Origin of the sequence: Pseudomonas iranensis (assembly GCF_014268585.2) — a bacterium.
Taxonomy (GTDB): Bacteria; Pseudomonadota; Gammaproteobacteria; order Pseudomonadales; family Pseudomonadaceae; genus Aquipseudomonas; species Aquipseudomonas iranensis.
The window spans coordinates 256,648-279,382 of sequence record NZ_CP077092.1 but is presented as its reverse complement, the minus strand read 5'-3'; the positions used below and the strand labels follow the sequence as shown (position 1 = coordinate 279,382).

Below are 22,735 nucleotides of genomic sequence, written 5' to 3'. Positions count from 1 at the left end.
GGAACTTGAACCCCGGAATTTCTCCCTCCCCAATGAAATCCGGGGCTTTTTTTGCCAAAAAATCGGCTGTAGCGCGGCCATGCTGCGTTAAAAGCATCGCTAAAAATGCTCATTTAGGTACCCTAAAGTCGAGCGCGACCCCGGCCGTTTTAGCGCTACTTTTGCCTTGCCTGGCCACACCACAACCAATTTTTCCCCATTCTGAATTTACTCGGCAGCGGCCTCGGTGTTTTTGTCTGCCAGTTCCATCCAGTCGGCCAGTACAGTGTAGGCCTCTTCCAGGCCCATGCGTTTTGGTGCGGAGAACAACTGGATGGTAATCGAGTCGCCCCAGCCTTTGCGAATTTCCGACTGTACTTTCAGCAGGGTGTTCTTGGCTGCGCCGTAGGTGAGCTTGTCGGCCTTGGTCAGCAGGATGTGCATCGGCATGCCGGCGGCGACGGCCCAGTCGAGCATCAGCAGGTCGAAGTCGGTCATCGGATGGCGGATGTCCATCATCAGGATCAGTCCTTTCAAACTCTCCCGACCACCGAGGTAAGCCTCGAGGTGGCGCTGCCAGTGTTGCTTGAGCGGGATCGGTACTTTTGCATAACCGTACCCCGGCAGGTCGACCAGACGGCGATCTTCGTCTAGCTTGAAGAAGTTCAACAGCTGTGTGCGACCCGGAGTTTTCGAGGTGCGCGCCAGGCTGGCGTGGGTCAGGGTGTTCAGCGCGCTGGATTTGCCGGCGTTGGAACGACCGGCAAACGCCACTTCGAAGCCTTCGTCGTCAGGGCATTGATCGACTTTGGCGGCACTGAGCATGAACGTGGACTGTTGGCACAGGCCGAGGATGGGATTCTTGAGTTGCATGGGATTTCCGATGTGGGCGGCGCCGGGATTGGGCGCGGAACGCGGTGTCGCTTCCGTTTCAGTGACGCCAGTATATAATGCCGCAGATTTTGTGTGTGCTTTGTCCCAGCGAAGGATGAAGCTCACGAGAGCGACAGACTTTGATTGCGCATTAGAACGCAGAACGCTCTCAACCCTGAAAAGGTCGTTTTATGACGAAATGGCTGCTGGCTGCCGGAGTCTTGATGCCGCTTTACAGCGCACAGGCTACACAGGATCCGGAAGCTGTGTACAACCGTGTTTGTGGTGCCTGTCATTCCGGCCAACTACCCATGGCGCCCGCAAGAGGCGATCAGGAAGCTTGGACGCCGAGGTTGGCGAAAGGTATGGGGACGCTGGTGCAACACGTGACCCAGGGTTTCAAGGCGATGCCGCCGCGTGGTTTGTGCATGGACTGCAGTGCCGAGGATTACCAGGCCATCATCCTTTGGATGAGCGAGAGTAAGCCCGGTCCATAACTTAACCCTTAGCCGTAGTTGGATTAGCTGATGAACAAATTGATCGTGAGTCTGCTGTTGACCGTGGGAATTTCAGGTCTCGCCCATGCTGCCGGCGATGCCGCAGCAGGCCAGGCCAAAGCTGCCGTGTGCGGAGCCTGCCATGGCCCGGACGGCAACAGCATGGCGCCAAACTTTCCGAAACTGGCAGGTCAAGGTGAACGCTACCTCGACAAGCAATTGCACGACATCAAGTCGGGCAAGCGCGTGGTGCTGGAAATGACCGGGCTGCTGACCAACCTGAATGACCAGGATCTGGCCGACATCGCTGCGTACTTCGCCAGCCAGAAAGGCAGCGTCGGCGCCGCCGATCCGAAGATCGTCGCTCGCGGTGAAGCGCTGTTCCGTGGCGGCAACCTGGAAAAAGGTCTGCCAGCCTGCACCGGCTGCCACTCGCCGAACGGCTCCGGCAATGCTGCAGCAGGCTTCCCCCATCTGGGTGGCCAGCATGCGCAATACATCGCCAAGCAGCTGACCGATTTCCGCAAGGAAGACGGCGGTCGCGCCAACGACGGCGACGCGATGACCATGCGCACCATCGCACGCAAGCTGAGCGACGAAGACATCGCTGCGGTTTCCAGCTACATCCAGGGCCTGCACTGAGGCCCTGAATCGAGGGCTGAACGAGGCGCGCAGCGCCGGCCACGTTAACGCTCGATTAATCCTTCGCAGCAAGTATAAAAAGGGTGGCTTTGGCCGCCCTTTTTTGTGGCCGCTGCCGTTACACTACAGCACTCATGCCCGCCAGGATCTGTGTCGCAACAGGTCGAGCGAGGCGACCCAAATTGTTCAGGAGTAAAGCATGCGTAATCTGATCATCAGCGCCGCCCTCGTCGCTGCCAGCCTGTTCGGCGTCACCGCCCAGGCCGCTGAAGCCCCTGCCGCCCCTTACGTCGAACTGGCCAACCCGGTGCCGGTGGCAAAGCCTGGCAAAATCGAAGTGGTCGAGCTGTTCTGGTACGGCTGCCCGCATTGCTACGCTTTTGAGCCAGTGATCAATCCATGGGTTGAAAAACTGCCGTCCGACGTCAACTTCGTGCGCATTCCCGCCATGTTCGGCGGCCCATGGGACGCTCACGGCCAGATGTTCCTGACTCTGGAAGCCATGGGTGTCGAGCACCAGGTGCACAACGCCGTGTTCAACGCGATCCAGAAAGAACACAAGAAGCTCACCGACAAGAACGACATGGCTGACTTCCTCGCCACTCAAGGCGTGGACAAGGACAAGTTCCTCGCCACTTTCGACTCGTTCGCTATCAAAGGCCAGATCGTCAAGGCCCGTGAGCTGGCGAAGAAGTACGAAATCACTGGCGTGCCAACCATGATCGTCAATGGTAAATACCGCTTCGACATCGGCTCTGCCGGTGGTGCCGAGCAAGCATTGAAGCTGGCTGACGATCTGGTCGCCAAAGAGCGAGCGGCTAACAAGGCTGCTGCCAACTAAGCGCGGCATTCGCCATGCGCCGCTGGAAGTCCGAACGCATCGTTGGCCTGCATGATCCGCAGGTCAACGAGCATCATCTGGCGTCTACGGGCCTGCCCGCAGACCAGCGTCTGCGCTTGCTCAGTTTCAACATTCAGGTCGGCATCAGCACCGAGCGCTATCGGCATTACCTGACCCGCAGCTGGCAGCATCTGCTGCCGCACACCGGGCGTTCCGGCAATCTGCAAAAGATCGGCGACCTGCTCGGCGACTTCGATCTGGTCGCGCTGCAGGAAGCCGATGGCGGCAGCCTGCGTTCGGGCTACGTCAATCAGGTCGAACATCTGGCCCACCTCGGCGCCTTTCCCTACTGGTATCAACAACTCAATCGCAACCTCGGTCGACTGGCCCAGCACAGCAATGGCGTGCTCAGTCGCCTGAAGCCGTTGGCGATCGAGGATCACCCGCTGCCCGGCCCGAAAGGTCGCGGCGCGATCCTGCTGCGCTTCGGCGAAGGTCCGGAGGCACTGGTGGTGGTGATGATGCACCTGGCCCTCGGCGCGCGGACGCGCAGCCTGCAACTGGCCTACATTCGTGATTTGATCAGCGGGTACAAGCATCAGGTGCTGATGGGCGACATGAATACCCATGCCAGCGACCTGCTCGAACACTCGCCGTTACGCGATCTCGGCCTGCTGGCCCCGCAGGTGGAAGCGACCTTCCCCAGCTGGCGCCCACAGCGTTGCCTTGATCATATTCTGCTCAGCCCGACCCTGACCCTGGAAAAGGTCGAGGTGCTGGCCCAGCCCATTTCCGATCACCTGCCGGTCGCGGTGGAAATTCGTCTGCCGGGTTCGCTCACGGCTGACGCATTGCCCGCGTTGAGCCCTGCCCCTCGCGGAACCTGTGAATGAGCGACGACGCCCAGCGCTGGAAAGAGAAGTACCTCAAGAGCATCGAACAGCAGGACAAGCTCGAACGCCGCTGGGCCGCGCGACTCGACCTGCTGCGGCGCGGTCTGGTGCGCAGCACGCTGGCGGCCGAGGGCACCGACAAGGTCGTCGATCAGTGCATGAAGGAAATGCGCGAAGTCGTGCGTACCGATGACATGGACGCCGGCCTCGCCGCCCTGCTGCCGCGTCTGGAAAAAGCCGTGCTCGACTCCGAGCAGCGCCGTGAAACGCGCATTGATCAGGTCAGCACCGCACTGACCGCGCTGGTCACCCAGTTGCAGGCTTTGCCGCTGCCGCGCGAAGTCGCGCAACCGCTGAAGAAATTCGCCAAACAACTGGACAGCCGCGTCGGTCAGGCACGGGAAATGCCGCTGCTGTTGAGCGAACTCAGTGGCTTGCAGGGCAAGGCCTTGAGTCAGTTGGAAACGCCTGCCGAGCCGGGGCGGCCGGGGTTGTTGCAGCGTTTGTTTGGTAGTCGCGACAGTGAAGAAGCCGTTGCACCGGCGGCCGACATACCAGCAACACCAGTGCCGCAACCGGTCGAAGCCCGACAATCTGAACCGGAGCCTGTGCAATCGGCACCGGTGGCCCAAGCTGAGCCAGCGATCGCAGCGCCCGAGACCGTCATCGAGGCGCCTGTCCAGACGCCGCCTGATGAGCCGCAAGTCGTTGCGTTCGCTACGCCTGTGGTCGCCGTTGAAGCCGAGCCAACGCAGGTTGAGCCAGCAGCTGACACCGAGATAACCGTCGCTGCGCAAGCAACCGAAGCACTCAACCCCGACGAACTGATCCACCCCGGCGATCCGTCGCCGCTGCTCCTCGACAGCCTGCCCCTGCCCGAACCGATTGCTCAGGCCTTGGCCGCCATCGACCCGGAGCAGTCGGAACACGACATCCTCTTCGCGCTGCCGGATTCCCCGGAGCCGTCCTACAGCTCCGTAGCCAGACATATCGAAGACACGCTGATCGGCCTGCTCGACGACCTGACCCTGCCCGAGCGCCACCGGCCGCAAGCCGAAGCCATGCGCGAACGGCTCAAACACGGACTGAACTGGTACGAACTGCTGCCGATCCTCGACGATCTCGCAACCTTGATGCTGGCGATTACCGACAGCGGTCAGCACGAATTCGAAGCCTATCTGCAGCAACTCAACGAACGCCTCGAAGCGTTTCAAAGCAATCTGCAAGCGGCCAGCGAAGGGCATGCCGACAACAGCTCGGCGGCGCGGGCCATGGACACGCAGATTCGCGAGCAGGTCGACGGCTTGCAGAGCAGCGTCCAGCAAGCAGCCGACCTCGATGACCTCAAGCATGTGCTGGAGAATCATCTGGAAGGCCTGCTGGGAACGATGGACCAGCACCAGAAGCAGCGCGACGCCCGCGAACAGGAAGTCGCTGCCAGATTGAAGAGCCTGTCGGAGCGAGTGGCGCATATGGAACAGGAAGCCATGGGCTTCCGTGAACACCTTGAAGAGCAGCGGCAGAAAGCCCTGATCGATCCGTTGACCGGCCTGCCCAACCGTGCGGCGTGGAGCGAGCGCCTCGAGCATGAAATCCAGCAATGGCAGCAGCACGGCAACACCCTCAGCCTGGCCATGCTCGACCTCGATCACTTCAAGCGGATCAACGACAGCTATGGCCATCTGGCCGGCGACAAAGTTCTGAAGATCATCGCCACGGTATTGCGCAAACGCCTGCGCGGCTCGGATTTCATCGCCCGTTTCGGCGGTGAAGAGTTCGTGCTGTTGCTGCCCGCGACGCCACCGGCGGTGGGCGCGAAACTGCTGGAAACCCTGCGCGCGGCGATCGAAGCCTGCCCGTTTCATTTCAAGGGCGAGCGAGTGACTATCACCATTTCCATGGGACTCGCGTCATTCCGGGTGGGAGAACACAGCGATCTGGTGCTGAAAAGAGCCGATCAGGCGCTGTATCGAGCAAAGAACGCCGGGCGCAACCGAGTCGAGCTCGGCTAAGGCAATTGTTCCATTTTGTTTAAATCCGCCCGCTGGCGGACTCTGAGCAAATCCGTACGTTACACTGTTGCATTATCGTTTTCAGCGTATCGTCCTCTGCCATGAAATTCCTTGCCCTTGTTGCCTCGCTGCTCGTCCTCGCTGGTTGCGCCAGCGGCCCGCGTTACGACACCAGCCATCCTTCGGCCAATTACGACAGCCGCATCCAGTTCGTTGTGGTGCATTACACCTCCGCGTCTCTGGAGCGTTCGCTGCAATTGCTGACCCATGGCGACGTCAGCAGCCATTACCTGATTGGCGATGACAAGAGCGCCACCGTGTACAAGCTGATGGACGAAAACCAGCGCGCCTGGCACGCCGGCGAAAGTCAGTGGCAGGGCCGTACCTGGCTGAACTCCAGTTCCATCGGCATCGAAATCGTCAATCCCGGCTACAAGGACACCCCGACCGGGCGCCTGTGGTATCCGTACAGCGAAGCGCAGATCCAGTCGTTGATCACCCTGCTCAAGGACATCAGCAAACGCAACGGCATCAGCCCGCGGCACATCATCGGTCACAGTGACATCGCGCCGTTGCGCAAGCTTGATCCGGGGCCACTGTTCCCCTGGAAACGTCTCGCCGCCGAAGGTCTCGGCCTGTGGCCGAACGAGCAAGCAGTGGCGCGTCAGCAGGCGGTGTTCAACAGCAACCCGTTGCCGGAGATCGGCTGGTTCCAGGCGCAACTCGCGCGTCTGGGTTACGACACGCCGCAGACTGGCGAACTGGACGTCGCCACGCGCCATGTCCTCGCCGCGTTCCAGATGCATTACCGCCCTGCCCGCTTCGACGGCACCCCGGATGCACAAACCGCGGCACTTCTTTTGGTCCTCAATCAGACAAAATAATGACGCCCGCCCGACGGTAAGGGCGAAATCGCAATCAGCAGCTATAACTCATGGTAATTCTTCGGAAAATCCCTGATGGCTGCGACCCGAGAGACGCTGCGTAGCTGGTTTTATCGCCCTGTTTTTTTGGCGATGATCGCGGCTGTCCTCAGCGCCAGCCTGCTGATCGCCGGCGGTATGTTCGCGGCGATGCGCCAGATGGAAATGCGCGAGAGCCAGGAAATGAACGCCCAAGGCGAGCGTTTCCTCGCGCGCCTCGAACAATTGTTCGGCCAGTTGCGCGAAAGTCTCGACGACCTTGAAGCCCAGCCCTTGCGCGGCTGCGACGAAGAAATGATCGCGACCTTGCAGCAAGTCACCTTCAACTACCGCTTCGTCTACGAAGCCGCGTACATGGACGCCTCGCGGTTCTGCTCCAACCGTCCACGCCAGGAAGGACTGTCGTTGGTGCGCGCGCCGGACATTCAGGGCCCAACCTACAGCTATTGGCTGAATACCACCACCGAACCCGATGAAAACCGCGCGGCGCTGATGCTCGGTCGCGGCAACTTTCGTGTCGCTACCTCGCGCGGGCATTTGACCGACATGGTCGATCTGTCGTCCGGCAGCAGCCTGCTGGTGGTACTCGATCACGGCACTCGCGCGATTCCGGTGCTCGGCACCGCACAGACCTGGCCACCGACCGAACCCTGGCCACCGAAGAGCCCTGATGCGCTGCAAGTCACGCAAACGCGGCTGATCTATCGCATGCCCACCGACAACCCGGAATATCAATTGGTGCTGATTACGCCGCGCACGGGCATGCACGTCCCGGCGGTGTGGTGGTGGCTGTTGCCGGTGTGCCTGATCGCCGGGGCCGTTGTCGGCTTTCTGACCTTGCTGCTGGTGCGTCAGCGCCAGTCGCTGGATGCCGAGCTGCACGGGGCGATCCGCCGGGGTGAGTTGCAGGTGCTGTATCAGCCGATCTTCGATCTCGACAGCCGCAACTGCGTCGGCGCCGAAGCGCTGCTGCGCTGGCGGCGCCCGGACGGCACGCTGACCAGCCCCGACCTGTTCATTCCCATGGCGGAGAACACCGGGCAGATCCGGCAGATGACCGACTTCGTCTTGCAGCGTCTGCTCGAACAGCTGGGTCAGTTACTGCGCGCCAATCCGCAGCTGTATATCTCGGTGAACCTCGCGGCCTGCGATGTCATGGTGCCGCGCATCGGCCAGGTCATGGCGCGGCTGCTCGCGCTGCACCGTGTCGCCGCGCGGCAGATAGCCTTCGAAGTCACCGAGCGGGGTCTGATCGATGTGGTGGTGGCGCGGGAAAACCTGCAAGCCTTGCGCGACGTTGGCCATCAGGTGCTGATCGATGATTTCGGCACCGGCTATTGCAGCCTCGCCTATCTGCAGACCTTGCCAGTGGACTGCCTGAAGATCGATAAGGCGTTCATCGATGCGCTGGGCCATGACGCAGCGAGCAGCGGCGTCGCTCCGCACATCATTCACATGGCGCAGGCGCTGGATCTGAAAGTGATTGCCGAAGGTATCGAGCTGGAATCCCAGGCAGCGCTGCTCAGCAGTGAGGGGGTCAAGTTCGGTCAGGGCTGGCTGTTCGCTCACGCACTGAGCGCCGTGCAGTTCATTGAACTGATCACCCGTGGACGACGCCTGGCCGGACGGCGTATGGACGATGAAGCCTAAACCGCCAGCGCCATGTAGAACTGAGTGCCCTGCCCCGGCCGCGAATAAACGCCCATGCGCCCGCCGTGCAGCTGGACGATTTCCTTGCACAGCGCCAGCCCAAGGCCGGCACCACCCTTTTTGCGCCCGACCTGCACGAACGGCTCGAAAATCCGCCCCTGCTGGCCGTAGGCAATGCCTTCGCCATTGTCTTCGACGCTGATGATGACCCGCTCGCCATGGCGGCGTGCCTGCAGACGGATCTGCCCGTCGCGGGCGGTGTGCCGCAGGGCGTTGTCGATCAAGTTGTCGAGGACGCGATCAAGTTGCGCCTGATCAGCCTGCAACCTCGGCAGCGGGCCTTGAATCTCGACGTTCAGCGCAACACCTTTGGCCGCAGCCACGTCGGCAAAGCGCAGCTGCGCCTGCTCCAGCAAGTCTTCAATGGAACATGGCGCCAGAGTGAGTTTCTGTAGGCCGTTCTGGTAGCGCGAGAAGTTGAGCAAGTCGTTGATCAACTGCATCAGACGCTGCATTTCTTCGTTGACCGTATCCAGCAGGTCGGCTTCGCGCGATTCCGCCGGGAACTTGGCCCGCTCGCGAAACAGCCCGAAGGCCATGTGCATGCCCGTCACCGGCGTGCGCAGCTCGTGGGAAGCGCGCAAGACAAACTCACTGCGCACGCGCTCGAACGCGCGTTGCTCGGTGACGTCGTGCAGCACCATCACCGCGCCGAGAATATGCCCCTGGGTATGACTGACCGGCGTCAGGCTGTAGGTCAGCAGGCGCGATTCGCCATCGACTTCGATGCTCAGATCTTCCGGCGCGCGCTCCAGCGTGCCGCCGCGCAGGACCAATTGCAGTTGCGCATCCAGCTCCGGGCGCCCGAGTGCGGTGCCCAAGCCCTGGCCGAGCCGGTCGTCTTCCCAGCCCAACTGGCGCTGAGCCACAGGATTGAGGTGTTCGAGCTGGCCCTGGCGATCAATCATCAACAAACCGTCGTCGATACTGTCGAGCACCGCTTGCAAGCGCTGCTGACCAGCCAACAGTTCGTCGACATTCATCGCCTGGTGTTCGCGCAACGCCTCGGCCATCAGGCCGAAGCGTCGCGACAGCAGGTTGACTTCCATGGCCGTGGAAATCGGCAGGGTCACGTCATAGTTGCCCTGGCCGATGTTGTCGGCAGCCTTGGCCAGCGCTTCGATCGGCGCGCCGAAGCGTCGGGCGATGCCTTGGGCGGTGACGAAACCGATGATCAGTACCGCCAGCCCGACCAGGCCAAGCAGCCCGGCAATCAGCAACGCGCGTTCACGGGCAGCGTGCTGGACCGCGTTAATGGTTTCCAGCGCATGTTTGTGCTCAGCAATCAGGCCATTACGCAGAATGTTGAAGCGCTCGCGGAAATCCGCGGTGGTGCTGGCGTTCTTCGCCGCTTCGGCGGTCACGTCGAATGAGGCGAGGAAGTTCAGGTAGTCGGCCTTGGCCTGGCGGAAACCGTAAGGCTGGTCATCGCCCTCCGGCTGCTGGGCGATGCCTTGGTCGAGCAACTCGAAGTAGTGCTGTTTGGACGCTTCGAACGCAACGGGATCGGGTTTTTCGGCGAGCATGATGATCAATTGATCACCGAGGGTCTGGCGCAGCTTGAGCCCCAGATCCAGGGTGACGAAGTTGCTGCGCACCAGCGCTTCCTGTGACCCGGCCATCTGCATCACGCTGACCAGCCCGAGCAAGAGCCCGAGCAAGGCCACGGTGATCAACGCAGAAATGCTCAGGAACAGGCGCGTGCGCAGCTTGATCGCCAGTTTCATCGCGCAGTGCTCACAGGTTGTACTGCTTGCGTTTGCGATACAGGGTCGAGGCGTCGATGCCGAGGGTTTTCGCCGCTTGATCCAGAGTGCCGGCGGTGGCCAGCACCGCGCCGATGTGCGCTTTCTCCAGCTCGTCCAGGCTCAGCGCCGCGCCGACCCGTGGCGCGTTGTTGGCCGGTTGTTCGGCCATGCCCAGGTGGCTGATTTCCACGCGTTCCTGCGGGCAGATGATGCTGGCTCGCTCGACGACGTTGCGCAGTTCGCGAATGTTGCCCGGCCAGCGATAACCGAGCAGTGCTTCCCGGGCCTCATCGCTGAAGCCGCGCGCTGGGCGTGCGTACTCTTTGACGAAACGCGCAAGGAAACGATCGGCGAGGGTCAGGATGTCTTCGGCGCGCTCGCGCAGGGGCGGCAGATGCAGGGTGATGACGTTGAGGCGATAGAGCAGGTCTTCACGGAAACGTCCGTCGCGGACCATGTCTTCGAGATTGAGGTTGGTCGCAGCGAGGATGCGCACATCGGCGCGGCGAGTGACCGGATCGCCGACCCGCTCGTATTCCTTGTCCTGAATGAAACGCAGCAACTTGGGTTGCAACGTCAGCGGAAAGTCGCCGATCTCGTCGAGAAACAGCGTGCCTCCGTCGGCCTGGTTGACTCGACCCAGCGTGCTTTCGCTGGCGCCGGTGAACGCGCCACGGCTATGGCCGAACAGCTCGCTTTCCATCAGCTCGGCAGTCAGCGACGGGCAGTTGATAGTGACGCAGGATTTCTTTTCGCGCTTGCTCCAGCCGTGGATCGCACGGGCCAGTTCACCTTTACCCGTGCCGGACTCGCCAAGGATAAGAATGTTGGCGTCGGTGCTTGCGACCTGACGGGCCGTCTCCAGCACGACCTTCATCGCCGGGCTGTGGGAATCAAGGCCGTCTTTCGGTTTGCGGATCTCGCCTTCCAGCGCTTCAAGGCGCGCGGAGAGCTGGCGCACTTCCAGCTGCTTGGCGGTGGCCAGGCGCAGTTGATCAGGGCTGCACGGCTTGACCAGATAATCGGCGGCGCCAGCCTGGATGGCATCAACCGCGGTGTCGACCGCCGAGTGGGCGGTGACGATCACTACGCGCATCCACGGCGCCTGAATGCGCATCTGCGCGAGGACGTCGAGACCGTTGTCCTCGCCCAGGCGCAAATCAAGGAAGCACAGATCGAAGACCTGACGTTGCAGCAAAGCATCGGCCTGGGCTGCGCTATTGGCGGTGGCTACAGTATAGCCTTCGTCTTCGAGGCAATAACGAAACGTACGCAGGATGGCGGATTCATCGTCCACCAGCAGAATGCGGCCTTGTTGCTCAGTGGCAGATTCCATTTTTCCTACGCTCCATAGTGATTAGTCTTGGGTTAGTCCCGGAAAAATCGGGCAAGTTGCATGGTTGATTCTGAACGATACCAGCCATAGGAGGGTAGCTCTCTACTGCCATAACGGCCAATTCATTGATTTCGTTGAGTTTTAAAGCATTCTGCGTTTTGCAGGGCAGATCCTGCGTCCTCTTCTGACATCTGCGTACCGGTAGCAATTCCATATCATCGAAATTTCCCACGAAATAATCGTGCATTGCGCACGACCGCAGAAGAGCCATCGTGCAGGATGCGTCTTAGGAAATTTCTCAATCACGTATAACTTATTGTTTTTATTGGTTTTTTCACAGATTAAAAAACTGGCATGCAGGCTGCAATACCTTACTCAGCCCGGGCAGAACAGCACTGCCCCAACCGAACAAGCGTGAGGAACACAGGATGACTCGCCCAATCGCCGCCCAAGTACGTATTTCGCCACTGCAGATCCAGCAAGGTCTGTTCGGTGTACTGGCGTTGCTGATCACCCTGATCGTCTGCCAGCAGTACATGAGCTGGGAAAACAGCCGCAAACCCGAGCCACTGATTTCGATGCAGCACAGCACTCAAACGCACTTCAGTGCCGTGAGCAGCAGCCAGGCCGAGAACGCTTCGATGCACATGATCGATGTCGACCAGGCGCAACCGCTGGATCAATTGCCACGGGAAGAGCGCTGGGTTTTCTAAGCCTTTGAACACATTCGGGCGCGTAGCGCCGGAAACCGGAAACACCCCTAAATAGAGAAGTAAGGAGAATCACCATGTTGAGCTGGGCAATTACATTCTTGATCATTGCCATCATCGCCGCCGTTCTGGGCTTCGGTGGTATCGCGGGCACCGCCACGGGTATCGCCAAGATTCTCTTTGTCGTGTTCCTGGTGATGTTCATCGCTTCCTTCTTCTTTGGCCGTCGCGGCCGAGGTTAACGATGATCGGTCTCAAGACATTGGCCGCCGCCCTGCTTCTGGGCGGCAGTGCCATGGCCATGGCGGCCAATGACGGCCAGACCCGGGTCAACGAACTGCTCGCCTCCGACGCGCAGTACCGTGAAACCTGGGAAGGCGTGATCAAAAAGGAAGAGCGCGTACCGGAATGGGTGATCAACCTGTCCGGCACCTCCGAACAACAGATGCATGCCGTTACGGAAGATGGCGATCAGTATCTGGTCGGTCCGCTCTGCGAGAGTCAGGACAAGTGTCTGAATCACCGCTTGATCGTGGCCTTCAGCTTCGACAAGGATGACGCCTACGCCATGCTGGTCGATGTCCCGGAAGGTCTGCCGCAGGACAAGTCGCCGACGCGACACGCGACTTATCGCTTCTTCGGCAAACCTGATCAGGGCATGCAGGATCTGCTGATGGAAACCCTGAAGAAAGATCCGAAGTGGTACTGACGCAGGACGCGCAAAGGTTTCGAACACGAAAGCAGCGCCCCGCTGCTTTCCGTTGCACCGCCCGATGAGGGTCGGTACATGACCAGGGGGCCGGGACGTTCTGACTGATACAGGGTCGGAGTGACCTACGGGTACAAGGAGTACCTGCGCAAGGGCCGGGTCAGGGTAAAAGCTGCGCCGCAGGTTCGTCGACCCGGTGGTCTGACGAATCTGCGCTGGGCTTTGAATCCGCTAAAACATTGATCCAGCACGCCAAATTCCTTTTTTCAATCGTCGACACTGCGAGGAAAACATTTCGCGGTGTTTCCTGGCGACCGTATATCGACAAAGATCGCGCTCGTTCCGTGTGACTTCTAGTCTTGCGATTCAGACTTTTTCCGAAAATTTCCGCCGGTTTTACCTGTGCAAAATTTAACCAGCCTACGCTGTAACGGCCGGTTCACGGCACTTATGCCGGCACAAATGTCACAATCGAACCGCTTGGGACGCCAGTTTCAAATGAAAAAGCTCATGCCGATTAGGCATAGGGTAGGCGTTTACGGCATTAGACGGCGCCACCTTGCATCGGAATAGTTGCGCCTTTTTTCGCCTGCCGAAGAGCCGTAAATACGCGCTTCGGGGCACCTTATACGGAGGCAGATGCACAGACTTTTCCGCTGATGAGCGTTCCAGTTCCTGCATGTGCCTGAGTCAAACGCAAGTAAGGGTAAAGATAATGAAGAAGGCAAAAATCAGCCTCGCCTGGCAGATCCTCATCGGTCTGATTCTGGGGATTGCAATTGGTGCGTTGCTCAACCACTTCAGTGCTGAAAAGGCCTGGTGGATCAGCAACGTCCTGCAACCGGCAGGCGATATCTTTATCCGTCTGATCAAGATGATCGTGATCCCGATCGTCATTTCCTCGCTGATCGTCGGCATCGCTGGCGTCGGCGACGCCAAGAAACTCGGGCGTATCGGCCTGAAGACGATCATCTATTTCGAGATCGTCACCACCATCGCCATCGTTGTCGGTCTGGTGCTGGCCAACGTGTTCCATCCGGGCACCGGCATCGACATGAGCACCCTGGGCACGGTCGACATTTCGAAGTACCAGGCGACCGCCGCCGAAGTGCAGCATGAACATGCATTCATCGAAACCATCCTCAACCTGATCCCGTCGAACATCTTCGCGGCCATGGCTCGCGGCGAAATGCTGCCGATCATCTTCTTCTCCGTGCTGTTCGGTCTCGGCCTGTCGAGCCTGCAGTCGGACCTGCGCGAGCCGCTGGTGAAGATGTTCCAGGGCGTTTCGGAAAGCATGTTCAAGGTCACCCACATGATCATGAACTACGCCCCGATCGGCGTGTTCGCACTGATCGCGGTGACCGTGGCCAACTTCGGCTTCGCCTCGCTGCTGCCGCTGGCGAAACTGGTGATCCTGGTTTACGTCGCCATCGCCTTCTTCGCCTTCGTCGTGCTGGGCCTGATCGCCAAGCTGTTCGGCTTCTCGGTGCTCAAGCTGATGCGCATCTTCAAGGATGAGCTGGTACTGGCCTACTCCACCGCCTCCTCGGAAACCGTGCTGCCACGTGTCATCGAGAAAATGGAAGCCTACGGCGCGCCGAAAGCCATCTGCAGCTTCGTGGTACCGACCGGTTACTCGTTCAACCTCGACGGCTCGACCCTGTACCAGTCGATCGCGGCGATCTTCATTGCCCAGCTGTATGGCATCGACCTGTCGATCAGCCAGCAACTGCTGCTGGTGTTGACGCTGATGGTCACCTCCAAAGGTATCGCCGGCGTACCGGGCGTGTCTTTCGTGGTGCTGCTGGCAACCTTGGGCAGCGTTGGCATCCCGCTGGAAGGCCTGGCATTCATCGCCGGTGTCGACCGCATCATGGACATGGCGCGTACCGCACTGAACGTGATCGGTAATGCTCTGGCGGTGCTGGTTATCGCGCGCTGGGAAGGCATGTACGACGACGCCAAGGGCGAGCGCTACTGGAACTCCCTGCCGCACTGGCGCAGCAAGGAAAAACTGCCGGCTGGCGAGATTTCCAAGAACTGATGCAAAACCCTGTGGGAGCGAGCCTGCTCGCGAAGACGGTGTATCAATCTACAGAGATGTTGAATGTGCCGGCCTCTTCGCGAGCAGGCTCGCTCCCACAGTGATTGATGCACGCCCCACCAACGAACCCCGGAGCAATCCGGGGTTTGTCGTTTCTGGCGACCCCGCTATCATTCGCCGCATTCTTCGGGGGATTTGACTGATGCTTAATGGCCTGTGGCTTGGCTTCTTCATCGTTGCAGCCGTGTCGGCGCTGGCGCAGTGGCTGATCGGCGGCAACGCCGGGATCTTCGCGGCGATGGTGGAAAGCATTTTCGCCATGGCCAAGCTCTCGGTCGAAGTCATGGTGCTTCTGTTCGGCACCCTCACCCTCTGGCTGGGCTTTCTGCGCATCGCCGAGAAAGCCGGAATCGTCGAGTGGCTGGCCAAGGTCCTCGGCCCGCTGTTTCTGCGGCTGATGCCGGAAGTCCCGGCCGGTCACCCTGCCCTCGGCCTGATCACGCTGAACTTCGCCGCCAACGGCCTCGGCCTGGACAACGCCGCCACACCCATCGGCCTGAAAGCCATGAAAGCGCTGCAGGAGCTCAATCCCAGCGCCACCATCGCCAGCAACGCGCAGATCCTCTTTCTGGTGCTCAATGCCTCGTCGTTGACCCTGCTGCCCGTGACCATCTTCATGTACCGCGCCCAGCAAGGCGCGCCGGATCCGACGCTGGTGTTCCTGCCGATTCTGCTGGCGACCAGTTGCTCGACTATCGTCGGTTTCCTCTCCGTAGCTTTCATGCAACGCCTGCGCATCTGGGACCCGGTGGTGCTCGCCTATCTGCTGCCCGGCGCACTGATCCTTGGCGGCTTCATGGCCCTGCTCGGCACCCTTTCCGCGACAGCGCTGGCGGGATTGTCGTCGATCCTCGGCAATCTCACGCTGTTCGGCTTGATCATGCTGTTTTTGCTGATCGGCGCGCTGCGCAAGGTCAAGGTGTACGAGGCGTTCGTCGAAGGCGCGAAAGAGGGCTTCGATGTGGCGAAGAATCTCTTGCCGTATCTGGTGGCGATGCTCTGTGCGGTTGGCGTGCTGCGCGCCTCTGGTGCGCTGGATTTCGGCCTGGACGGCATTCGCCATCTGGTCGAGTGGGCCGGCTGGGACACGCGCTTCGTCGATGCGCTGCCGACGGCGATGGTCAAACCGTTCTCCGGCAGCGCCGCACGGGCGATGCTGATCGAGACCATGCAGACTTCCGGCGTCGACAGCTTCCCGGCGCTGGTCGCGGCGACGGTGCAGGGCAGTACCGAAACCACGTTCTATGTGCTGGCGGTGTACTTCGGCGCGGTGGGCATTCAGCGCGCACGGCACGCGGTGGGGTGTGCGTTGCTGGCTGAGTTTGCCGGAGTGGTGGGCGCTATCGGGGTCTGCTACTGGTTCTTCGGCTGAGCAAAATTCCCATGTGGGAGCGAGCCTGCTCGCGAAGACGGAGTGTCAGTCAACGCTTAAGTGACTGATACACCGCTTTCGCGAGCAGGCTCGCTCCCACAGGGATTGTGTTGGGCTTAAGGCCTTCGGGGGGCGAGTTTCTGCCCTTGCTCCACGGCCCAGGCCACAACCTTGGCCGTAAGGCGATCACTGGCCTTACCAAACCCGGCGACCACCGCTGGCACCTGCACATCATTCAGCGACTGGCGCTCTTCAAAACGGCGGCTGGCGAGGATGCGCTGGTCATAGCCGCGCACCAGCAATGCATCGACCCGCACCACGACGCCGGCCTGGGTGCCCTGATATTCCGTCTGAAACGCCTGCAAACTGCCGCCCAGTTCCAGATCCGCCTGGAAGTTGCTGTCGTCGGTGCTCAGCAGCGTCACTCGACCATCACGCTGGAATCCATCGAGCAGGCGATTGCGCAGCAGTACCGGCGCCGGATCGCTCCAGCGCGAGCCTTTGTAGCTGCTGATCACATCGCCCTGCGGAATCACGGCAATGCTCGGCCGGTTCAACGCTTCGCTGGCCTGCAATTTATTCAAGCGCAGCGACCACGGCTGAACCGTCGCCGGGCTGGCCGAGGCGGGCGCCGATGCAGCGGGCAGGCGGTAGACGTCCGAGGGTTCCGACTTGGGCAGGATCGAGCACGCGCCGAGCAAGGTCAGGCCAGCGCCGAGCAGGGCGATTCGAGTCAACTTCATGGGGTGAATTCCTTGTTCTTGTCGCTGCCCAGCAGGTAGCCGCTGGGGTTGGCCTCAAGCCGTTGGGAAATGGCGCGCAGCGAGGTCAGCGTCTCGCGCAGTTCGCGAATCGCCGGGGCCAGGCCGTTGAGGCCCTGCATGCCGTTATCCAGCGAGTTCTGGTTTTTGCTGAGCAAGCCGTTGATGGTCACGCTGCTTTGCTCCAGCGACTTCATCGCCTGTTCGGCACTGCCCAAGGCCTGCTTGCCCTGATCGTTGAGCAGGCCGTTGGCGTTGCGCATCAGCAGTGAGGTCTGCTCGAGCATGCTGCCGGCCTGTTTGCCGACGGTCGCCAGTTGCTGCATGGCTTGTTTGATGTCGCCGCGCTGGTCGTTGATGGTGCCGGTGGTCTGTTCCAGATGGGCGAGGGTCTTGCTCACACGCTCGACATTTTCCGCGGAGAACATGTGGTTGGCGTTTTGCAGCAGGGCGCTGATGCCGGTCATCAAGTCGCTGCTGTCGTTGAGCAGACGCGAGATAGGCGAGGGCGAGGCGACCAGAGTTGGCAGCTTGCCGTCATGCCCGCGCAGTTTCGGGCTCTCGGGTGTACCGCCGCTGAGCTGGATGATCGAGGTGCCGGTGATGCCGGTCAGTGCCAGTTTGGCCTGGGTGTCTTCCTTGACCGGCGTGTCGCCCGCCAGACGAATCCGCGCCAGCACCCGACGCGGGTCCTGCGGGTCGAGGCGCAGGCTGACTACGTCACCGACCTTGATCCCGCTGTACTGCACCGAACTGCCCTTGGACAGACCGCTGACCGCCTCGTTGAACACCACTTCGTAATCCTTGAACTCGGTGTCGACGCTGGATTTGGCCAGAAACAGGCCGAAGAGCAGGGCGCCGGCCACGACGATCACCGTGAACAGGCCGATCAACACATGATGGGCTCGGGTTTCCATATCAGACCTCGTTGAGCTGTTTGGCGGCATCCAGCGCCGAGCGGCCGCGCGGGCCGTGGAAGTACTCGTGAATCCACGCGTCGGCGGTTTCCGAGACGTCGTCGATAGGGCCGGCGACCAGTACTTTCTTTTGCGCCAGCACCGCCACGCGATCGGTAATGGTGTACAGCGTGTCGAGGTCGTGGGTGACCAGAAACACACTCAGACCCAACGCATCACGCAGGGTCAGGATCAATTGATCGAACTGCGCCGCGCCAATCGGATCGAGGCCGGCGGTGGGTTCGTCGAGAAACAGAATGTCCGGATCCAGCGCCAGGGCCCGCGCCAGCGCCGCACGCTTGATCATGCCGCCGGACAGCGACGCCGGGTATTTGTCCGCCGCCGACAACGGCAGCCCGGCCAGCGCCAGTTTCACCGCCGCCAGATGCTCGGCGTCGTGACGGCTGAGGCCGGCGTGTTCAATAAGGGGCAGGGCGACATTCTCGGTCACGGTCAGCGAGGAAAACAGCGCGCCTTTCTGGAACAACACACCAAAGCGCCTTTCGATCAATGAGCGCTCATGCTCGGGCAGATTCGGCAGGTTCTGGCCGAAGACCTTGACCATGCCTTCGCTCGGCCGATTCAGCCCGACGATGCTGCGCAGCAGCACCGATTTACCGGTACCGGAGCCACCGACCACGGCGAGGATTTCGCCTTTGTACACGTCCAGATCAAGCCTTTCGTGCACGCTCTGCGGGCCGAAGCGATTGCACAGGCCACGGACTTCGATCACCGCCTCCGAGGGCGCGCGGGGTAGACGACTCACCAGCTCATCTCCATGAAAAACAGCGCAGCCACCGCATCGAGCACGATCACCACGAAAATCGACTGCACCACGCTGGAGGTGGTGTGCGCGCCGACCGATTCGGCGCTGCCGCTGACCTTGAAACCTTCCAGGCAACCAATTGCCGCGATCAGGAAGGCGAAGATCGGCGCCTTCACCAGCCCGACCAGAAAATGCTGAATGCCGATGTCCGATTGCAGCAGCGACAGGAACATTGCCGGCGAGATGTCCAGCGACACCGCGCAGACCACACCGCCGCCGACGATCCCCGAGAGCATCGCCAGAAACGTCAGCATCGGCAGCGCCACCAGCAGCGCCAGCACGCGCGGCACCACCAGCAATTCGATCGGGTCGAGGCCGAGAGTACGGATCGCGTCGATTTCTTCGTTGGCCTTCATCGAGCCGATCTGTGCGGTAAAAGCACTGGCGGTGCGCCCGGCCATCAGGATCGCCGTGAGCAGCACGCCGAATTCGCGCAGGAACGAGAAGCCGACCAGGTCCACGGTGAAAATCGTCGCGCCGAAACTGGCCAGCACTGTGGCGCCAAGAAACGCCACCACCGCGCCGACTAGAAACGTCAGCAAGGCCACGATCGGCGCGGCATCGAGGCCGGTCTGCTCGATGTGCGCGATCATCGGTGTGATGCGCCAGCGCTTGGGCCGCAACAGACCACGGGCGATGACTTCGAGAATCAGGCCGACGAAGCCGAGCAGTTGCAGCGTGTCAGTCCAGACCTTGTCCACCGCGCGGCCGATGCGCGTCAGCAGTTGCACGCTGACGCTGACTTCCGGCTCCTTGATCGGTACGCAGAAATCGCTCAGCGAGCAGTACACGGTTTGCAGCAAGGCGCGGTCGGCAGTTGAAAGGGTGCAATCGGGGTGTTCGGCGGTCTTGCCCAAGCGCTCGGAACCGAGCAGCTCGACCAGCAACGACGCGCCAGCGGTGTCGAGGGCACCGAGGCCGTTCAGATCGATGGAAGTGTTGGCGTCATACTGGCCGCGGAGCTTTTCGCTCAGGTGCTTGAGCGCGGTGTAGTGGGCGAGCGTCCAGTCGCCGCTGACGCGCAGACGGGCAGGGCTGAGCGCGGTGTCCAAGTGGGCACTGCCGGGGGTTGGGCTGCTGGTCATAAGCTCCGTGCTTGTACGGCCGTTACGAGATCCTACGTAATAGCACGAACCGGGTTACTTTTCTTTGGCCGGTGTGCTGTCGGTGATTGCGAAACGCAGCACGCCGATCAACTGCCCGTCCTCGGTCAACACCCGCACCTGCCATTTGCCCGCCGGGTTGCCGGGGAAGTTCTGCTTGTGCGTCCACGCCCGGTAGCCTTCCTTGCGCCCGCCATGGATGTCGAGGGCGATGCGGTCGACCTCTTTGCCGTTGAAGGTCCACACGTGATAAATCCGCTCGTCGAGACCGCGCGGCGCGTTGATCGCAGTGTAGGCGTAGAGCCCGCCGCTGCGGATCTGCTCGGCGCTGACGGTTTCGAGGCTGGCGCCGGGGGTGCGATCCTGCAGCTGCGTGCTGATCGCTACGTCGGTCATCCACAGCGTTGCCGGTGGCACCCACGAACGCAGCGCCCAACCGACGCCGCCGATGCCGACTGTGATGAACAGAATCGCCAGGGCGTTGCGCACCGTGCGGATCGGGAAGATCGACGCCAGGCTCGGGAACGACAGCAGCACGGCAATCCCCAGCGCCCATTTGAAACTCTGCGCGGTGGTCAGGTGCATGATCACCGGCAGCGCGGTGAGCAGGGCGGCGAACAGGGTCAGGGTGTGCAGCGCGAGAAACGCCCAGCGCCGTGGCGCCAGCCATTTGTAGTACAGCGGATCGACGATAGAGATCAGTGCAGCAACGCTGAGCAGCCCCGTAAAGACAAACTGGCCGCTGTTCCACGTGGTGGTGATGAAGAAGAACGGCAGAACGAAAAACAGGCTTTCCTGATGGATCATCTGCGTCGCGTAGCGCAGCAGCGGCTGGGGAATCTCGCGTTTAAAGATTCTCGTGAACAGGCCGGTGAGGGTGTTTTCCAGCATCAGCCAGATCCAGCTGAGCAGCATGATCACCGTGATCCAGCTGGCCAGCCCCTGTTGGCGATCGACGAGGATGAAACTGCCGACGCCGGAAATGAAACCACCCGCCGCGATCAACCCGGGGTAGCGCTTCATCAGCTCGAGAAGGCGCTGGATAAGGAGGGTCAGTTTTGGCATTTTGGCGGTTCACGACGATATGGGGAAAATCCCGGAAAGGTTAACGCTGCATGCCCCCTGTGGCGAGTGGATTTATCCCCGAACGGCGGCGCAGCCGTCGCAGAGCCTGCAAGCGAATTTTGTCTGGCTATACCGAGCTGCCCTTATTGGGGCTGCTGCGCAGCCCATCGGGGATAAATCCCCTCGCCACAGGTGCTCACTCACCACAGGATTAATGGCTTCCAGCAATTTTCTGGCGGCGATGCAGGCGCCAGCCGATCACGATCAGCAGCAACAATCCGATTCCACCAGCGACCAGCCACAACACCTGATCATCACTGATCAACGGCTTCTCGATCCGGATATACCCCGGCTGCAACAGCAGCTCGCGCATCGCCTTGTTCGCCGCTTCCAGCGTCACCCCTTGCAACTCCCGCGCGGGATTGGCAAAGCGGCCATCCTGATAGTCGGCCAACGCGCTCCAGTAATAGTCGGCCAGTGCGCTGTTGCCCTGCACGGCCCAGGCCTGGTGAGCAATGGCGGCTTGTTTGATCCGGGCAAAGGTGCTCGGGTCGAGGCCGTTTTTCAGCAGGTCGGCCTTGAGGTCATCGAGTACCTGGATGGCTTCGTCGACGTCATCGCGATCCAGGTCAGCGTTGAGGCTCATGAAACCGACACCGCCGAACACTTCACGCTCGGCCCACGGCCCGTACGACAAGCCATGGTTGAGACGAATCTGCCGGTACAGCGCCCAGTCGAGGTAATCCTTGAGAATGTCGAACGTCTGGTCGTACTGATCGTCGAGCACCGGTTCCGGCACCAGCCAGTGCAGCTTGGCGCTGTCGCCGACAAAGCCACGGGTGAGGGTGCGCTCATGGGCGGCGCTGGTGCGGATGTTCGGCAGCGCGCGGTGTTCGGTGGGCTCGACCGGCTCCAGCTCGCCCCAGGTACGCTCAAGATAGGCCGGCAGCAGTTTGTCGAGTTCGCCGACGACAATCAGGGTCATGTTGTTCGGCGCGTACCAGGCTTTGCGCACCTTCTCCAATTGCTCCTGGGTCAGATGGCCGACTTCGGCACGCTGCGGGCATTTCAGTCCCAGCTCGACAGCCAGTTGATTGCTCGCGGTATGACCGAGGTCCTGACGGTCGAGGAAACGTTGCAGCCTTGTGTAATGCCCGCCGTCCTCACGCTCGACCACCCGTTTCGCCGCGTTGATTGCGTTGTCGTCGATGCGTGTCTGGGTCAGCAGCGCGAGCAGCAGGTCGAGCACCTTGCGCTGGTTTTTCGCCGGGGCTTCGATGACGAACGTGGTGTCGGCATTGCTGGTGAACGCATTCCAGTCCCCGCCCAGCGCCTGCATACGCTCTTCCAAACCGCCTTCACCGGTAGCGTCGATGCCGCTGAACAGCAAGTGTTCGAGCAAATGCGGCAGCTCTTTTTCGTCGCAGTCGAAGTCATCGAGGCCGACGCCGACCACCAGCCGGATCGCCACATGCCCGCGTTCGGTGCCGGGCTTGAGCATCAGTTGCAAACCGTTGGGCAGCGCATAGCCTTCGACCTGAAAGCGATCCAGGGCAAAGGCGGGCAGGGAACCGAGCAACAGACAGGCGAACAACAGGCAACGCATAACAGGCTTCCATACGGCTGATTTGGAGATCCGTGTCGTCAGTCAGGCCCCATCGCTGGCAAGCCA

Annotated in this window: 21 protein-coding genes; 12 read left to right on the top strand and 9 right to left on the bottom strand. The window is 61.0% G+C overall.

Going from position 1 to position 22,735, the window contains the following annotated elements; genetic code table 11:
* Window positions 1-207: 207 nt before the first annotated feature.
* On the bottom strand, window positions 208-852 hold the full coding sequence (yihA, locus tag HU724_RS01270; RefSeq protein WP_150637305.1) for a ribosome biogenesis GTP-binding protein YihA/YsxC: 645 nt from the start codon (window positions 850-852) through the stop codon (window positions 208-210).
* Window positions 853-1,043: 191 nt separating this feature from the next.
* Between yihA and HU724_RS01265 the strand changes: the two genes are divergently transcribed.
* From HU724_RS01265 to HU724_RS01235, 7 genes are all read left to right on the top strand, one after another.
* A complete protein-coding gene (locus tag HU724_RS01265) occupies window positions 1,044-1,349 on the top strand; it encodes a c-type cytochrome (protein ID WP_016772347.1) in 306 nt (101 codons plus the stop codon).
* Between the two features lie 30 nt (window positions 1,350-1,379).
* The gene (locus tag HU724_RS01260) at window positions 1,380-1,991 is read left to right on the top strand and encodes a c-type cytochrome (RefSeq protein ID WP_186568659.1); all 612 of its coding nucleotides are present in this window, start codon (window positions 1,380-1,382) and stop codon (window positions 1,989-1,991) included.
* 199 nt (window positions 1,992-2,190) lie between these two features.
* Window positions 2,191-2,832, top strand: a complete 642-nt coding sequence (locus tag HU724_RS01255; RefSeq protein ID WP_016772349.1) for a thiol:disulfide interchange protein DsbA/DsbL — start codon at window positions 2,191-2,193, stop codon at window positions 2,830-2,832.
* Between the two features lie 14 nt (window positions 2,833-2,846).
* Window positions 2,847-3,725, top strand: a complete 879-nt coding sequence (locus tag HU724_RS01250; RefSeq protein ID WP_186568660.1) for an endonuclease/exonuclease/phosphatase family protein — start codon at window positions 2,847-2,849, stop codon at window positions 3,723-3,725.
* Window positions 3,722-5,737, top strand: coding sequence for a GGDEF domain-containing protein (locus tag HU724_RS01245; protein ID WP_130903179.1), 2,016 nt, complete (start codon window positions 3,722-3,724; stop codon window positions 5,735-5,737). Before HU724_RS01250 ends, HU724_RS01245 begins: the two co-directional genes overlap by 4 nt.
* A 101-nt stretch (window positions 5,738-5,838) precedes the next feature.
* Window positions 5,839-6,621 carry an N-acetylmuramoyl-L-alanine amidase gene (locus HU724_RS01240; RefSeq protein WP_186568661.1) on the top strand — a complete coding sequence of 261 codons (783 nt, stop codon included), beginning with the start codon at window positions 5,839-5,841 and terminating at the stop codon, window positions 6,619-6,621.
* Window positions 6,622-6,696: 75 nt separating this feature from the next.
* Window positions 6,697-8,310: an EAL domain-containing protein gene (locus HU724_RS01235; RefSeq protein ID WP_076564816.1), complete on the top strand. Its 1,614-nt coding sequence runs from the start codon at window positions 6,697-6,699 to the stop codon at window positions 8,308-8,310.
* Here HU724_RS01235 and HU724_RS01230 read toward each other — a convergent pair.
* Both HU724_RS01230 and algB read right to left on the bottom strand, forming a co-directional pair.
* Window positions 8,307-10,097 (bottom strand): ATP-binding protein, encoded by a 1,791-nt coding sequence (locus tag HU724_RS01230; protein WP_186568662.1) that lies wholly within the window; start codon window positions 10,095-10,097, stop codon window positions 8,307-8,309. The two genes, HU724_RS01235 and HU724_RS01230, sit on opposite strands and share 4 nt — an antisense overlap.
* 10 nt (window positions 10,098-10,107) lie before the next feature.
* Window positions 10,108-11,454: a sigma-54-dependent response regulator transcription factor AlgB gene (gene algB, locus HU724_RS01225; protein ID WP_024014980.1), complete on the bottom strand. Its 1,347-nt coding sequence runs from the start codon at window positions 11,452-11,454 to the stop codon at window positions 10,108-10,110.
* Between the two features lie 428 nt (window positions 11,455-11,882).
* On the opposite strand from algB, the gene HU724_RS01220 reads away from it, so the two are divergent.
* The 5 genes from HU724_RS01220 to HU724_RS01200 all read left to right on the top strand — a co-directional run bounded on the left by HU724_RS01220 (window position 11,883) and on the right by HU724_RS01200 (window position 16,352).
* Window positions 11,883-12,167, top strand: coding sequence for a hypothetical protein (locus tag HU724_RS01220; RefSeq protein WP_024014979.1), 285 nt, complete (start codon window positions 11,883-11,885; stop codon window positions 12,165-12,167).
* 74 nt (window positions 12,168-12,241) lie between these two features.
* Window positions 12,242-12,406, top strand: a complete 165-nt coding sequence (locus HU724_RS01215) for a DUF1328 domain-containing protein (RefSeq protein WP_003177151.1) — start codon at window positions 12,242-12,244, stop codon at window positions 12,404-12,406.
* 2 nt (window positions 12,407-12,408) lie between these two features.
* Window positions 12,409-12,873 carry an inhibitor of vertebrate lysozyme family protein gene (locus HU724_RS01210; RefSeq protein ID WP_016772356.1) on the top strand — a complete coding sequence of 155 codons (465 nt, stop codon included), beginning with the start codon at window positions 12,409-12,411 and terminating at the stop codon, window positions 12,871-12,873.
* 715 nt (window positions 12,874-13,588) lie between these two features.
* Window positions 13,589-14,920: a glutamate/aspartate:proton symporter GltP gene (gene gltP / locus HU724_RS01205; RefSeq protein WP_024014978.1), complete on the top strand. Its 1,332-nt coding sequence runs from the start codon at window positions 13,589-13,591 to the stop codon at window positions 14,918-14,920.
* A gap of 202 nt (window positions 14,921-15,122) precedes the next feature.
* Window positions 15,123-16,352, top strand: a complete 1,230-nt coding sequence (locus HU724_RS01200; RefSeq protein WP_071173947.1) for a nucleoside recognition domain-containing protein — start codon at window positions 15,123-15,125, stop codon at window positions 16,350-16,352.
* A gap of 116 nt (window positions 16,353-16,468) precedes the next feature.
* Here HU724_RS01200 and HU724_RS01195 read toward each other — a convergent pair whose 3' ends face one another.
* The 6 genes from HU724_RS01195 to HU724_RS01170 all read right to left on the bottom strand — a co-directional run bounded on the left by HU724_RS01195 (window position 16,469) and on the right by HU724_RS01170 (window position 22,669).
* A complete protein-coding gene (locus HU724_RS01195; protein WP_186568663.1) occupies window positions 16,469-17,095 on the bottom strand; it encodes an ABC-type transport auxiliary lipoprotein family protein in 627 nt (208 codons plus the stop codon).
* A complete protein-coding gene (locus HU724_RS01190) occupies window positions 17,092-18,030 on the bottom strand; it encodes an MlaD family protein (protein ID WP_016772359.1) in 939 nt (312 codons plus the stop codon). Before HU724_RS01190 ends, HU724_RS01195 begins: the two co-directional genes overlap by 4 nt.
* A gap of 1 nt (window position 18,031) precedes the next feature.
* Entirely contained in the window at window positions 18,032-18,835 is an 804-nt protein-coding gene (locus HU724_RS01185) for an ABC transporter ATP-binding protein (RefSeq protein WP_186568664.1), read from the bottom strand.
* Window positions 18,832-19,980 (bottom strand): ABC transporter permease, encoded by a 1,149-nt coding sequence (locus HU724_RS01180; protein WP_186568666.1) that lies wholly within the window; start codon window positions 19,978-19,980, stop codon window positions 18,832-18,834. Before HU724_RS01180 ends, HU724_RS01185 begins: the two co-directional genes overlap by 4 nt.
* Window positions 19,981-20,034: 54 nt before the next feature.
* Window positions 20,035-21,063, bottom strand: coding sequence for a DUF5924 family protein (locus HU724_RS01175; protein ID WP_122705410.1), 1,029 nt, complete (start codon window positions 21,061-21,063; stop codon window positions 20,035-20,037).
* 211 nt (window positions 21,064-21,274) lie between these two features.
* Window positions 21,275-22,669, bottom strand: coding sequence for a M16 family metallopeptidase (locus tag HU724_RS01170; RefSeq protein ID WP_186568668.1), 1,395 nt, complete (start codon window positions 22,667-22,669; stop codon window positions 21,275-21,277).
* Window positions 22,670-22,735 lie beyond the last annotated feature (66 nt).